This is a genomic window from Apibacter sp. (assembly GCF_025291155.1).
Classification (GTDB): domain Bacteria; phylum Bacteroidota; class Bacteroidia; order Flavobacteriales; family Weeksellaceae; genus Apibacter.
This window is the reverse complement of sequence record NZ_JAMBJZ010000051.1, coordinates 1-15,538: the sequence shown is the minus strand read 5'-3', so window position 1 is coordinate 15,538 and position 15,538 is coordinate 1. Positions and strand designations below refer to the sequence as shown.

At 33.1% G+C, this 15,538-nt stretch carries 13 protein-coding genes; 8 read left to right on the top strand and 5 right to left on the bottom strand.

What is annotated here, in order from left to right; translation table 11 throughout:
- Positions 1–143: 143 nt before the first annotated feature.
- Positions 144–1,370: an RtcB family protein gene (locus M3Z80_RS06210; RefSeq protein WP_293918579.1), complete on the bottom strand. Its 1,227-nt coding sequence runs from the start codon at positions 1,368–1,370 to the stop codon at positions 144–146.
- Positions 1,371–1,642: 272 nt separating this feature from the next.
- On the opposite strand from M3Z80_RS06210, the gene M3Z80_RS06205 reads away from it, so the two are divergent.
- Entirely contained in the window at positions 1,643–1,858 is a 216-nt protein-coding gene (locus M3Z80_RS06205) for a hypothetical protein (RefSeq protein WP_293918577.1), read from the top strand.
- A gap of 68 nt (positions 1,859–1,926) precedes the next feature.
- Here the strand turns inward: M3Z80_RS06205 and M3Z80_RS06200 are convergent, their stop codons facing one another.
- The 4 genes from M3Z80_RS06200 to M3Z80_RS06185 form a co-directional block, all read right to left on the bottom strand.
- Complete coding sequence (locus M3Z80_RS06200; protein ID WP_459251444.1) at positions 1,927–2,700, bottom strand: SDR family NAD(P)-dependent oxidoreductase; 774 nt, start codon at positions 2,698–2,700, stop codon at positions 1,927–1,929.
- Between the two features lie 62 nt (positions 2,701–2,762).
- Positions 2,763–3,419, bottom strand: a complete 657-nt coding sequence (locus M3Z80_RS06195; protein ID WP_293918573.1) for a hypothetical protein — start codon at positions 3,417–3,419, stop codon at positions 2,763–2,765.
- Between the two features lie 11 nt (positions 3,420–3,430).
- Positions 3,431–4,756, bottom strand: coding sequence for a DUF5689 domain-containing protein (locus M3Z80_RS06190; RefSeq protein ID WP_293918571.1), 1,326 nt, complete (start codon positions 4,754–4,756; stop codon positions 3,431–3,433).
- 40 nt (positions 4,757–4,796) lie between these two features.
- On the bottom strand, positions 4,797–7,589 hold the full coding sequence (locus tag M3Z80_RS06185) for a peptidase associated/transthyretin-like domain-containing protein (protein ID WP_293918570.1): 2,793 nt from the start codon (positions 7,587–7,589) through the stop codon (positions 4,797–4,799).
- 81 nt (positions 7,590–7,670) lie between these two features.
- Here M3Z80_RS06185 and M3Z80_RS06180 point away from each other — a divergent pair, with 81 nt between their 5' ends.
- The 7 genes from M3Z80_RS06180 to M3Z80_RS06155 form a co-directional block, all read left to right on the top strand.
- Complete coding sequence (locus tag M3Z80_RS06180; protein ID WP_293918568.1) at positions 7,671–8,861, top strand: endonuclease/exonuclease/phosphatase family protein; 1,191 nt, start codon at positions 7,671–7,673, stop codon at positions 8,859–8,861.
- 160 nt (positions 8,862–9,021) lie between these two features.
- Positions 9,022–9,462, top strand: a complete 441-nt coding sequence (locus M3Z80_RS06175) for a hypothetical protein (protein ID WP_293918566.1) — start codon at positions 9,022–9,024, stop codon at positions 9,460–9,462.
- Positions 9,463–9,814: 352 nt separating this feature from the next.
- A complete protein-coding gene (locus M3Z80_RS06170; RefSeq protein ID WP_293918564.1) occupies positions 9,815–9,988 on the top strand; it encodes an endonuclease/exonuclease/phosphatase family protein in 174 nt (57 codons plus the stop codon).
- Positions 9,989–10,291: 303 nt separating this feature from the next.
- Entirely contained in the window at positions 10,292–13,621 is a 3,330-nt protein-coding gene (cas9, locus tag M3Z80_RS06165; RefSeq protein ID WP_366519862.1) for a type II CRISPR RNA-guided endonuclease Cas9, read from the top strand.
- 250 nt (positions 13,622–13,871) lie between these two features.
- The gene (locus M3Z80_RS09815) at positions 13,872–14,480 is read left to right on the top strand and encodes a hypothetical protein (protein ID WP_366519861.1); all 609 of its coding nucleotides are present in this window, start codon (positions 13,872–13,874) and stop codon (positions 14,478–14,480) included.
- A 17-nt stretch (positions 14,481–14,497) separates the two neighbouring features.
- A complete protein-coding gene (gene cas1 / locus M3Z80_RS06160) occupies positions 14,498–15,391 on the top strand; it encodes a type II CRISPR-associated endonuclease Cas1 (RefSeq protein ID WP_293918562.1) in 894 nt (297 codons plus the stop codon).
- A partial coding sequence (locus M3Z80_RS06155; protein ID WP_459251445.1) for a CRISPR-associated endonuclease Cas2 occupies positions 15,388–15,538 on the top strand: 151 nt, incomplete at its 3' end. The genes cas1 and M3Z80_RS06155, both read left to right, overlap by 4 nt.

Genomic DNA, 15,538 nt, shown 5'->3' with positions numbered 1-15,538 from the left:
AACAGCTAAAAAGATAGAGACGTTTCGATTTGTTATAAATAACATTGAATTAAATTTATTATAAACAAGGCAACCATTGATGTAATCAATAATTGCCCTACTATTTTTATCATGATTATCGAGGATAGACTCCTCGATATCATTTATCCCTTTACACAGACTACCTGTCGTAGTTGATGAACAATCTCAACTAATTCATTTTGCGCTGTCATCACTGCATCAATATCTTTATATGCCATTGGAATTTCATCAATAACATTGGCATCCTTTCGACATTCGACGTGCGCAGTGGCTTTTATTTGGTCTTCAGTGGTGAACATTCTTTTGGCTGCAGATCGGCTCATCACTCGTCCCGCACCATGCGAACAAGAGTAAAAACTCTCTTCATTCCCTAGTCCGCGAACAATGTAGCTTTTCGCTCCCATTGATCCTGGAATAATCCCTAATTCTCCTTTACGGGCTGAAACAGCTCCTTTACGCGTCACAAAAACATTATGTCCAAAATGATGCTCTTTTTGCACATAGTTATGATGACAGTTTACCGCTTGAATATGGCTGGTAAATTCAATATTTAATGTATTTCTAATAGCCATAATAGTATTATGCATCATAATTTCACGATTTAAACGAGCAAACTCTTGCGCCCAATTTACCGCCATAAGATAATCATCAAAATGTTCAGTCCCTTCAACAAAGTAAGCTAAATCATTATTTGGTAAATATTTATCGATAAAGTAAGTTTCCATATCTTTTTTGGCTAATTTAATAAAAAATTCACCGATAGCATTACCGACCCCACGTGAACCACTATGTAACATAATCCATACTTGTTGATTTTCATCTAAACACACTTCGATAAAGTGATTACCCGTTCCTAGTGTTCCTAAATGACAGTAATTGTTTGTTTTTAAAAAACACGGATACTTTTCTGTTAATTTCTCAAATCCTGGTAAAAGTTGTTGCCAATATTGATCAACAATTGCTGGTGCATGTTGCCAACTCCCCTGATCTATACCAGCATTTTTAGGCGTTAAACCATGTGGCACGTTTTTTTCAATCGCTAAACGTAGAGGGGCCAGATCATCAGGTAAATCAGCTGCAGTTAGTGACGTTTGTACTGCCATCATACCACAGCCAATATCTACCCCTACGGCGGCTGGAATAATGGCACCAAGAGTTGGAATAACACTACCAATTGTCGATCCTTTACCCATATGAACATCAGGCATTACTGCAATATGTTTAAAAATAAATGGCAATTGTGCTGTTTTTAGTAATTGTTCTTTGGCTCCTTCTTCTACTGGCACTCCTTTAGTCCACATTTTTACTGGTTTTGAATTTTCAGTTTTTATTACTTCATATTGAATCATCTTTTATTTTCTTTTTTTAGTTCTTCTTTCCTTTAAAATGAACGTGGGTATATCAACCATAATTTCACGGTTAAAAGTCAATAAGCGGTAATCCCAGCACCAAGTAACTGCATGATTTTGCCATTAGCTTTAAAAATTCTTTAGTACCGATTTTAAAACCCCATCACCGATCTGCTTTAATACTTGGAGGCGGAGGAGCCTCAAAAGCCGTTGCTTATGTATTAAATCAACTTTCCATTCCTTTTACCATTATTTTAAGAAGTAGTACAATTATGTATAGCCATTTAACGCAAGATACACTAATATCCAATCATCTAATCGTTAATGCTACTCCTGTGGGAACTTTTCCTAATATAAATGACTTTCCGCCTATACCGGTAGAATTTCTTACTTCCCAACATTTGATCTATGATCTCATTTATAATCCTGAAGAAACAAAATTACTGCAATTAGGGAAAAAGTCGGTGCACAGACTAAAGACGGATTAGAAATGCTTAATCTACAAGCAGACAGTGTCTGGGAAATATGGAATAAATAAAAATAATTAATACTATAATTATTTTCTGTTAAATAAAGTCCCTGAGGCTTGTGCTTTTGGAAATATCGTAATATCGGCTATTTGTACATGATCCGGCCGAGAGACAGCATAATAGATGGCATCTGCCACATCCGCAGCCACTAAAGGCTCGAAACCCTGATATACGGATTCTGCTCTTTGTTTATCTCCTTTAAATCTAACTAATGAAAATTCGGTTTCAACCGCTCCAGGAGCAATATTGGTTACTTTTATTCCCTGAGATAGCAAATCCATTCTCATCCCTTTACTAATTGCTTCAACAGCATGTTTGGTAGCACAATAAACTGTACCTTTAGGATAAGTTTCTTTTCCGGCAATAGAGCTTACATTGATAACATGTCCTCTTGTATTAGCAGCCAAAATAGGAACAACCGCTTTAGACACATACAAAAGACCTTTCACGTTAGAATCTATCATTGCATCAAAATCATTTACAGAAGAATCTAAAAAAGTATCCAATCCATGGGCATTTCCCGCACAATTTACCAATATATTTATCTTTTTCTTTTTTTCATCTGGCAAACTATTAATTGCTGAAAAAACATCCTCTTTGTTTCCAACATCAAAAAGTAAGGTTGTGACTTCCACTTTATTTCCCCATTTCTTTTTACTATCTTCTAATCTATCCTTTCTTCTACCACAGAGTACAAGATTAATTCCATTTTCAGCAAATATTTCCGCAGTGGCTTGCCCTATACCCGATGTTGCTCCTGTAATTAACGCTGTTTTTTGCATGATACCATTTTTATACATTTACTTACTAAAGATACAAAGTTTTTTAACCCAATTAATATTTTAGTATGAAATAACTTCGTTTATTCATAAGGATAGTCATCCAATAATTCAATATCATCTATTCTAAATCCTCTATCATTACTTTCAGCATTACTAATAAATTCCATGTTTGAAATTTCTTTCAAAATTTCGTCGGGAATTCTGATTAACACGCCTTGATATTTGTTCCTATTATTAAAAGCATTTAGCTCAATATCAGGCACAGGTAAATCTACCCCATTAAATTTCACTTTCAGTTTATTGGTATTAGATTTTTCGTCCGAATTATAAATATTTGCATTGAAATTATACCTCAAAACTAATTTCCTTCGTTTTCCCAAATTAATATTATCTATAGTTAAGGAAGATTCTCTTCCGGAAGGAAACCATAAAAAAAGTTCTTTTTTGGCGATATCACTAGTTCCATTTAATCTCCTTACATCTATCATTCCGAATTTATCTGAATACAAAACCCCTTCCACTTCACCATCAAAATTACTAACCATAGATATTTTAGGCCAAGGGCTTGTAACAATTGCCTCACCTTCGGCTTTAGTTACCTTATTAAAAGTCTCTTTAAAAAATCCGGTCGACGGAACTGGGGGAATGGCATAATCATCACTATCAACACAAGAAGTAAAACATATCCCAAAAGCAGTCCCTACGACAATTACTGTAATTATATATGCTAATCTCATTACTAAATTTATTAATCTTCCAATTGTATCGTATCGATTCTAAATCCTCTTTTATTTTTACTTGCTGAAGCAAAAAATTCTATTTTTTCCGTACCATCAGGAATGTTCACTCGCACAGTATAAAACATATTTTTATTATTATCTACAGTTAGAAGAGTATGCGGAAGGGCAATTTCAACTCCATTACATTTAAGAATCAAATCATCCACATATCCTATTTCGTTTGAATTAAATATATTCACATTTAGTTTAAAAGACAATATCATAGCCTTATGACCGGAAGTATTTATATGGTCAATAACCAGAGATGAATCGGTATTTGTCGGAAACCAGACTAGAGGATTAGAAAAAGCCGCGCCGGAAGTTCTTATATCCGCTTTTCCGTACGGATCACTATAAGAGACCGGCAAAGGATTATCAAATCCTGTCGCTAAATTTATTTTTGGTTTAGTTGAGACATTGGAAACTTGATTAAACGTTTCTATAAAAAAAGGTTTAGTAGTTGGAAAATCCTTGACATCATCAATCGTTCTAAGTATTAGCTTATACGTTTTATATGTCCCGTCATATCGGGTCATTATCCCTCGTAATCTTCCTTCCCCATACGGAATTTTATATCCTGCAAAAGAAGCATAATTACTAATAGGTACGTTTATATAATTTAAGCTTATGTCATTTATTTGGTTATCTGTACTAGCATTATTTCTTACATAAGTTTTACCTGCATCATTAAATATAACATCGTTTACCTCCACCAAGGTGCACAAATATTTTTCATTATTATTGACATCTTTTACCGTTAATAACCTACCGGCATCATTAGTTTTAATTACTAATTCATCTTCATTTTTTTTATCTTTGCCCAGAATTATATTCGAATTCATAACCGAAGGCGTTATTTGATCTACTACATATCTTTCCGGCTGTGTAGGAGGTAGACCTATCTGCACCATGCCATTTTGCTTTCCATAGTATAGACCTTCCAATTTTATATATATTTTAGACCCTAAAGGATAATGCGTATATATATTTGATGTATTGACACTTAACATGACACCTTGAGTTCCATCTTCCGTTACTATAAACAAGTTTTTATATATATTTCCTGCTTGATCTGAGGAAATAACATATCCTTCTAAAATTTCTCCCTTAGAAAAGCTGATTGCCTCTACCCCATTTTTTCCTGTAAATACAGGAGCTGTACGCAAAAGATAAGGTATATCTAAGGTAGCTTTCATTTTTTGCCCTTCGTTTACCGGAGGAGCTTTATAATCATCGTCATGCACGCAAGATAAGAGTAGCCAAGATATAAAAAATACTATTGTTTTTTTTATCATTTTTTATCTTTTTAATAATTTATCAATTATAAGTTTAATATTAAAATTTAAAGAATACATTCAAGAAATACGATCTTCCTCTATCATAAAATAGTTTATTGCCAAAAAGTGGATAGGCTAATGACTTATCTTTTTCTAATTGCTCATAATTAGCTGATCTTCCTTGCTCAAATGAACCGGTTACATATCCCCTTTCGTTTAAAATATTATTGATGGAAGCACTCATACCCAACGTATATTTACCCATTCGTACCGATTTACCCAAAGTAGCATTTAATAGAAAAACGTCCTGAAATTGCTTTTGTTTTAATATAGCTTTTACATTATCCGGTGTAGCCTCATCGTAGGGAAAAACTCCATCTTTCATGATGAAATTTTTGGTCCTTGAAAGAAAAGAAATATTTGAATAAATATCTTGTAAAAAATTAGCACTGATACTTGTCCACCAATATTTAGGAGAATTATACTTTATTCCCAAAGCATAGCCTTTTTGAGGGGTTCCTGCAATCTTATAATCTTTAATGTAAGAAGAACCGTAATCGTTTATGCCAGGCGAATTATCACTAAGAACATACAATTTAGGATTGTTTTTATAGGTAAATTGCCCCACGGAAGCTATTCCGTACAGAGATAGAGTAGGAGATAATTTCCAATCTATTCCTATTTCAGACCCCAAATAGTCCTTTTCCATTCCTGTTAAAACTTCTGTAATAAAGGCATCGGAACTGTTTTCAAATCGTACCCCTTGTGCGTAATAACGCAATATTTCTATGGCATTTTTTATTTTAGTATAATACCCACTGATTCTAGCTTTTACACGAGGAGATCTTAAGGTATATGTGATATCGTTTGTATTTACTCTTTGGTTAGTTACATTCGGAATTTTGTCATTATTTAGCCTTTGATTTACAAAAATTTCATTTAAAGTGGGCGAAGATTCATAATAGGCGGAGTTGAGAATAATAAAATTTCTTCCGTTAATTTTATAAGTAATCCCTGTACGTAAACCTAATTCAATAAAATTTGCTTTAGCACTTTTTCCGTAGGAATTATTCGGGTATAAGCCATGTTTAAATTTCCCGTCTCTATAAGACTCATCCCATCCAAATAGAAATGATGTGGCAACTTCCCAACGGTTTATGGTTACTCTAGAAGTAGCATTTCCCATTATTTTTTGTCTGAACATTTTGTAATCGTATTCCGTTTTGTCTCCTTTCCTTGCCACACTACCCGGATGTAAACTATTATAATCGCCTGTGGAGGAATTTATTCCATCCTCTTTTATGAATGAACTTTTATTTAATACAAAATCGGCACCTAACAAATCATTTATCTCCCTATAATTACTCGACACTAAATTTTGATAATTTACGTTCAAAAAGAATTTCCAATTATCAGTTAGCAAGGTTTGGAAATGAGTGGCAGCATTAAAAGTTTTATCTTTAATTACATCATCCACTATAAAGTAAGAAGCTCTCCTACCTACCTGTCCGGTATAGGGATCTTGATAAGTCGGCGCATGATAATTCGTATTATATAACTGATCCCAGTTTATTTGAGTGACAGTTATATCGTTATTTTCCCATGCCTGCAAACAATTTTCATATTCCGTCATATTTCCAAGACTTAACCAATAACTTGGTAAATTTTTATAATAAGTAGGGGAAGGATTCTCTGCTTCATACCTATTTAAATGGGACTGTTTATTATATCCAAATTGATAAGAGGCTGTAGTGGTCAATTTTGATTTATCACTTATATTCCAATAATGGGTAAGCATAAATATTGGCTCGAAAATTCTTTTTACTCGTTCGTTTCTTTTCTCTCCATCTTGCCACCCCCAAAAAGAGTTATAATTCTTTCCTCTCAAATCATATACTTCTTGAGTATTTGGACTTGAACCGGATTTTCTTGACGGGGTTCCGAACGCAGTGAAATTCAGCCTGTGTCTATGATTAATTTTTTTCTCAATAGCCGTAAAATATGCATAAGAATCGTTGTAGGTTCCATCAATAACCCCTTCCTCCATCCATCTTCTGGAGCCGGAAAAGGTAAAAGACCATCCTGAAGGAAGCATTCCTGAAGAGTAGGTAGTCATAACCCTATGTTGATAGGTACGATTAGAAAACGAATAACTGAGTTCGAATCCTTTTCTATATGAAGAAGAACGAGTATCGTAATAGGTAGTCCCTCCTAAGCTGCTGAAAGAATAATCAGAAACGTTATTATTTTCTGCTAATTCATAAGGATAGCGCACTACATTATTTAATCCGCCCCAATTGCCGAAATCAGGTCTACCCGTTTGATTTTTGGACATGGGAATTCCATTGAACATAATTGTTGCATAGCTATTGTCCAAACCTCTTACCTTGAACCAATAAGGCCCAAGCTCAAAAGAAGCGGTTTTGGAAAATATATCTTTGGAAGATTGCAATAACCCAATTCCGGTCTGTGCCATAGAGCCTTCTTCATCCGATGAAAAATCGTCATCCGTTAGGGTTATGATTCCTTCTTCTTCTTGTGAAGGATTAAATTCTAAGGTAATATCTCCTAAATTTTTTTTGGATTCTTCCGAAGATACTTTTACTGTAAGGATTTTCGGAACATATCCTATCCTGTTTATGATTAAAAGATAGGTACCGGCTGATACATCTTTGAATTGAAAATACCCGATTCTATCGGATTTAGACTGTATGGCTCGATCTTCTCCTAAGCTAACAATAGCCTGATCTAAAGGTTTATTTTGGTCTCCTTTTAGATATCCGTAGATCATAGTTTGTGCAAACAGCGCCTGATTTACAAAAAGGGCCCAATATACCAGCTTACTTTTCATCATTTTTAGTAATTTGAAGAGACTTATTGGAGCAAATATAATTATTTCTTTTTAGTTTTGTCAACGTAAAACCATAGAGCTATGCACGTATTTTTAAAAAATAGTTTAGTTTTTATTTTTTTCTGCACATTATCCATCCAGCTCAATGCCCAAGTAAAATTTAAAACGGCAACTGTCATGTTTTATAACGTTGAAAACTTATATGACACTATTAAATCTGCAGATCTTATTAACGGTTCTCTCGATCCTAACGACCCAAAATATCAAATAAGCGTACCCGAGGATAGCGCCCAGACATCCGGGTATACGTTTCATTCCGATGAATTATCTTTCGCTAAGCTAAAAGGTAAAAAAGTTGTGAGAAAACATATACTTACCGATGAATTTCATTACAAGGGAACAAAACTTTGGGATTCGAAAAAATATAAAGAAAAAATCGACCATATTAGCCGAGTTATAACTGAAACCGGAAAAGCTGAAACACAATCCATGCCTGCGATCGTTGGGTTATGCGAAATTGAAAACGAACAGGTACTAAAGGATTTGTGTGAAGCACTGAAAAAGAAAGGTGGAAATTATGGATTTGTTCACCTGAATTCTTTTGATCCCAGAGGAATAGATGTAGCCTTAGTATATAACAAAACGAAATTTGTCCCTATTAATCAACAAAGACTTCTTATTAATTTACCGAAAGAAGGGGATTATAAAAAATACACGCGCGATATATTATGTGTAGAAGGTCTCTTGGATGACGAAAAAATGTACTTTTTGGTAAATCATTGGCCCTCAAGACGTGGCGGTGAACAAAAAAGCCTTCCGAATAGGATTGCTGCGGCAAAGGTGTTAAAACAGGCTATGGATAGCCTGATAACTCTCAATCCAAAGGCCAAAATACTTGCCATGGGCGATTTTAACGATGATTGCAACAGTCCTAGCATAAAAAAAGTTTTAAACACTGTATCTAAAAAAGAAAACGTAAAAATAGGCTCATATTATAATCCTGCGGAAATTTTGTTTAAAAAAGGATTGGGAACTCTTGCGTATCAGGATTCTTTTAATTTTTTCGATCAACAAATTATTTCGCCTGAACTTATTGCCGACAAGGAAGGATACCACTTTTATAAGATGAATGTTTTCTCTCCTGCTTATTTAGTTACACAGGAAGGTTCTCGAAAAGGTTATCCGTTTCGCTCTTTTTCAAATGATAACTATATTGGTGGATACAGTGACCATTTCCCCGTTTATACCGTTCTGATTAAAGAGGTTAAATAAAATTCCTAATGCAATTGTAATTTAAATTAAAAAAATTTAAACTTTCTTATCTCTTAATAATATCTAAAATAAACATTATAAACAATCAAAATAAAAAAGCGAGGTTAGAAAATATTTTTAATTAAGTTTATTTTTAGGAGCTAATAAAACTAAATGCTTTATGATTAAAAAATTAACCAATATAAAAATCCACAACAATACAATCATCATTGATGGCCATGACAGTAAAGTTCATGTAGATGGACCTTGCTTAGAGACAGCTCTGTTAATAGATGATAATTATATTTTGTTATTTGTTACTCTTGATTGTCCATTTGAAGAAGGTTTAGAAATCTATTTATTAGACTTACAACAAAATCGAATAATTGATAAAGCACAGTTAGCTCAAATGTATTATACAGATCTTTTCAGTGATTTATTAATTCTTTCAGAAAAAAGTCTTTTATTTGACTTTTTTGGTGTTTGGAAGTTAGAGTTATTTGACAAACCGAAAAGATCGCTAAGTTATTTATTTTCACCACTCTATGGCTTATATCTACACTTAGGAGCTACACGTCCTTTATCATTAACTAGATACTTTAGTTTAAAAAGCAATGATTAATACTATTTAATATAATAGATTAAGGGATAAATATGATCACTTAATATTGTAAAAAGTTTAAAAATTTATTTGTATTATTCAATATTATAATTCAGTAGTATAAACACGATTATTTAGACGATGAATAAATCTTCGTATTAACTTTATTTAAAAAAGTGATATAGATAGGGGGGCAACAAAATAAAATTAGCTATAATTTTAGACTTAAATTATTAACGTCTAAACCTCATATTTGTTTATATAAATTATTTGTCTATTTGCTTATTATAACTGCTCTTCTAAAATTAGTTATATCACAGCATAATTTTGTCATAGCATAAAGCAATTTACTTAACTAACTTTATGCTTATAGATGAATAAAAAATCATGCTTTAATTTAAGCAGAGGTAAGATGAATATTTTCTCTCCTGCTTATTTAATTACACGGGAAGATTCTCGAAAAGATTATCCGTATCGCTTTTTTTCAAATGATCACTATATTAATGGATACAGCGACCATTTCCCCCCTTTATACCGTTCTGATTAAAGAGGTTAAATAAGGTTCGTATTGTTATTGTAATTGTAATTGTATTTTAAATAAAAAAAATTTAAACTTTTTGACCTCTTAATAATATCCAAAATAAACACTATGAACAATCAAAATAAAAAAGCGAGAAAACTCCCGCTTTAATGTTTTCACAACGGAATAATCCTTATTGTGAATTGCTTTCAAATTTTAGTGAGTACAAAGGTAAGAAAAAAAACAATTAATTCATCATAAATTTAATGTTTTTTATCTCCAATTAATTCATACATTTATCTATTAATTACTAAATTCAAATAGATTATTATGCCTTTTAAGAATATCTTAGGTCTGGACATAGGAACAGCCTCAATAGGCTGGGCTGTAGTCAAGGTGGATGAAGAAAATCCTAACTTAAATACAATTATAAAATTAGGGGTCAGAGTTGTCCCCATAACAACTGAAGATAAATTAAATTTTGAAAAAGGAAAATCTATAACGCTCAATGCGGATAGAACCTTAGCAAGAAGCATCCGAAGAAATCTTCACCGTTATAAGTTAAGAAGAAAAAATCTAATTGACTTATTAATACAAAATCAAATTATTGCTCCTCATACCCCTCTCAATGAGAATGGAAAATTTACCACATTCGAAACCTTACAAATTAGAGCTAAAGCAGCCAAAGAAAGAATAGGGCTTAATGAATTGGCCAGAGTTTTACTTCATATAAATAAAAAGAGAGGATATAAAAGCAGCCGTAAAGTACAAAATGAAGATGAGGGTAAGGCCATAGACGGTATGGCTGTTGCCAAACTATTGTATAAAGAGAAGCTAACACCGGGGCAATACGTTTATCAACTTTTAAAAAACGGTAAAAATCAAATTCCTGATTTTTACCGCTCCGATTTACAAAAAGAATGGGATCGTGTATGGGATTTTCAAAAACAATTTTATCCCGACACATTCACGGAGGATTTAAAAAAAGAACTGGAGGGAAAAGGACAAAAAGCAAGTATCGCTATTCTTTATAAAAATTGCGGTATGACCACCGCCACCAACAAAGGAAAAAAGAATGAAAAAAAACTGAAAGCCTATGAATGGCGGAGCAGGGCTATTTCGGAAAGGCTTTCCCTTGAAGAGGTAGCTTATGTTTTGGCTGAAATAAATAACAATATTTACAACTCCAGTGGCTATTTAGGAGCTATAAGTGATAAAAGCAAAGAATTGTTTTTTAACTGTCAAACGGTAGGTGAAAATTTATATACTCAAATTTCACAAAATGAACATACGAAATTAAAAAACCAGGTTTTTTTACGCCAAGATTATGCCGATGAATTTGATCAAATATGGGAAACCCAAGCTCAGTTCCATCCTCAATTAACATCCGAACTCAGAAAAAAAATTCGAGATTCAACCATCTTTTATCAGCGCAAGCTTCGCTCACAAAAAGGACTCATCAGTATTTGTGAATTTGAGAACCGCGAAATTGAAATTAGCAAAAATGGTAAAAAAAAAACAAAGACAATCGGACTCAAAGTTGCCCCAAAATCTTCACCTCTATTTCAAGAATTTAAGATATGGCAAATACTTAATAATGTTCTCATCCGGCAGGAAGGAAACAATCGCTCGCTCACTCTTGAAGAAAAAGAGTTGCTATTTTCAGAACTAAATACAAAAGGAAATTTACCTGCGCAAAAAATTTTAGCGCTATTAAAATTACCCGCCAAAAATACCAAAATAAATTATACTACCTTAGAAGGCAATCGAACACAGGAACAGCTTTATCGTGTCTATTTTAAAATATTGGAATGGGAAGGTCATAATGTTTTTGAACTATTAAAAATACCGGAAGATCAAGACGAACTAAGACCTGCGGATAGTAAGCTTTCTGCCGCTGAAATTAAAGAAATCGTAAGATCAGCCTTTGAATCTTGTTCTATCTCCTCCTCCATTTTAGACTTTGATGCATTGCTTCCGAACCCTGAATTTGAAAGACAACACTTATACCAATTGTGGCATCTATTATATTCTTATGAAGGAGACAATTCGCCATCGGGTAATGAAAAGCTCTTGAACCTGCTACAAAACAAATTCGGATTCAAAAAAGAGCACGCGCAATTTTTAACCTCTATTTCATTTGCCTCTGAATATGGGAACCTAAGCACTAAAGCTATGCGAAATCTATATCCTTATAGCAAAGAAAACTCTTATAGTGACGCTTGTGTATTAGCAGGGTACCGGCATTCTAAAAATTCTTTAACTCGTGAAGAGCTGGCTAATCGTAAGCTAAAAAATCGATTAGAGATTTTACCAAAAAATTCCTTGCGAAACCCTGTAGTGGAGAAAATTATAAATCAACTCATTAATCTAGTAAATTCATTACAAGAAGAATATGGAGCCTTTGATGAAATTCATCTCGAATTGGCAAGAGACCTCAAAAAAAATGCCCAGGAACGTGAAAAATGGTACAAAAACGCCCTTGAAGCTAATAGCCGCAATCAACAATATTCGGAGATACTAAAAAAAGATTTTGGAATATCTAATCCTTCTCGAAATGATATTATTCGCTACCGATTGTATTTAGAACTTAATGAAAATGGTTTTAAAGATTTATATACCCAAACCTATGTTATTAAGGACCTTCTTTTTACTAACAAATATGACATTGACCATATTATCCCACAATCAAAAGTTTTTGACGATAGTTTTTCCAATAAAGTATTAGTTCCCAGAAAGGCAAACCATGACAAAGGCAATTTAACTGCTATGGATTATGTCTCTAATCTAGGAAAAGAAAGAGAAGAACAATATCTAAATACGGTATCAGAATTATATAAAAAAGGGGTAATTTCCTATAAAAAATATAAAAATCTGGTTACGGAAGGAGCGGATATAGGAGATGGTTTCTTAAATAGGGATTTAAATAATACCCAATACATAGCCAGAAAAACCACAGAACTACTTAACCAAATTACGCCCCGCGTGGTTACTACTACGGGAGAGATTACTGCTAAATTACGAAAAGATTGGAACTTAGTCAATACGATGAAAGAACTTAATATTGAGAAATTTCACTCAGCCGGTTTAACAGAATGGGTTATAAATTCCAAAGGAGAAAAGAAAGAAATCATTAAAGATTGGAACAAACGAAGCGACCACCGTCATCATGCCATGGATGCATTGACCATTGCTTTTACTACCTCCAATCACATACAATATTTAAATTATTTAAATGCACGTGATGATGAAACCAATAAAAAACATTTTCATATTATTTCTATTGAAAAGAAAGTTAAAAACGATATAATCCTTGAAAACGGGAAAAGAAAATCTATATTTACTTTTCCAACCAATAATTTCCGACAGGAAGCTAAAAAACAACTCAACGAAATTCTCGTTTCTCATAAGGTCAAAAACAAAGTGGTAACAGTTAACCAAAATAAACCTAAAAAAAGAAACGGATATACCCCTAAAGATGAGCGAACTCCAAGAGGCCCATTGCATAAGGAGACTATATATGGAATGGCAAAAATTTTACAAACAAAAGAAGTAAAAATTTCTTCTAAATTTAATTATGAAACCGTTTTTAATGGTACAAAAAAAGGCTTATCGATATGCCTTATTAAAACGATTGTAAGAAAATCTGAACGACCCTAAGAAAGCTTTTTCCGGAAAAAACTCCTTAGCAAAAAATCCTATTTTCCTTACTGCTCATTCCTCCGAAAAAGTACCCGAAAATATTGTTATTCAATGGTATGAAAAAATATATACGATAAGAAAGCCTATTAGTCCTGATAATTTTAAAAATGAAAAAACTATAGAAAAAGTATTAGATCCTACCCTACGTATCCTTTTAAAAAATCGACTCAGAGAGGCGGACGGAAATGCAAAAGAAGCCTTTTCGGATTTGGAAAAAAATCCTATATGGCTAAATAAGGAAAAAGGGATTTGCGTTAAAACGGTTACGATAAAAGGAATCAGCAATGCCGAATCGCTTCATATAAAAAAGGACCATTTCGGAAATGAGATTTTAGATGAAAAGGGTAACCCTATTCCGGTAGATTTTGTAAGTACAGGTAATAACCATCACGTGGCTATATATAAAGATGCAGAAGGGGCTTTACAGGAAAAGGTTGTCAGCTTTTTCGAGGCCGTGGAGAAAGTAAATCAGGGACTTCCGGTAATTGACACTTTATATAATAAGGAGTTGGGCTGGAAATTTCTTTTTACTATGAAACAAAATGAAATGTTTTTATTCCCTTCAGAAGATTTTAATCCGAATGATATAGATCTATACGATAATAAGAATTTAAGTCAGATTTCTAAACATTTATTTAGAGTTCAAAAATTAACCTCAAAAGATTACCATTTTAGACATCATTTGGAAACTAGCATTGAATTTAATGCGGATTCTTTGAGAGGAATAACCTGGAGAAGAGAGGGAGTTAACGGAGTAAAAAATATAGTAAAAGTTCGATTGAACCACTTAGGTAAAATTGTTCATATAGGAGAATAGTAATAACTATAATAGATATGATCACCCGATCTATATACGTAGGAACCCCGTCTTACCTGAAACTGAAAGACGAACAAGTTTATATAATAGCCCCTTCAACCGGTGAAATAAAGGGAAAAATCCCGGTTGAAGATTTAGGCTTATTAATGCTGGATCATTTTCAAATTACCATTTCCCATCAATTGATACAAAAAATGATGGGAAATAATGTGGTTGTAATTAGTTGCGATGCTCATCATCTTCCTCACGGCATTATGCTCCCTATGTATGGACATACAGAACATTCTGAACGAGTTAAAAATCAATTAAAAGTTAGCGAGAAACTTAAAAACCAATTATGGAAGCAGACGGTAGAATATAAAATAATAAATCAAAAAGATGTTCTGAAAAAATTTGGCAATTACTATGAACCCATGCAAGAATATCTTGAAAGTGTTAAAAGTGGAGATGTAACTAATAGAGAAGGTATTGCAGCCCAACATTATTGGAAATATCTTATGGGACCCGATTTTATTAGAAAACGTATGGGCAATTTTCCTAATCCTTTTTTTAACTTTGGATACGCCGTTTTACGAAGTATTATTGCTCGTTCACTTGTTGAAACCGGTTTGCTCCCCGTTTTGGGAATTTTTCATAAGAATAAATACAACCCCTACTGTTTGGCCGATGATATAATGGAACCATATCGCCCTTTTGTAGGCATACTGGTAATTAAATGGTTAGAAAAATATCCGGAAGGAGATGAATTAACCAAAGAGTTCAAAGCACATATGCTAAATATTGCCACTATTGATTTAAAAATTGATGAAAAAATAAGGCCTTTACTTATTGCTGCGAAAATAACAACGAGCTCACTTTATAAATGCTTTACGGGTGAAAAACGTTTGATATGCTATCCTAAATTAGTATGATATCCGAACGGTATAATGCTTATAGAGTCATGTGGATTTTAGTTTTATATGATTTACCGACCGAAACTAAAGTAAATATACGAGAGTCCAATCTTTTTAGAAAACGACTTTTAGATAACGGATTTTCTTTATTTCAATTTTCCATAT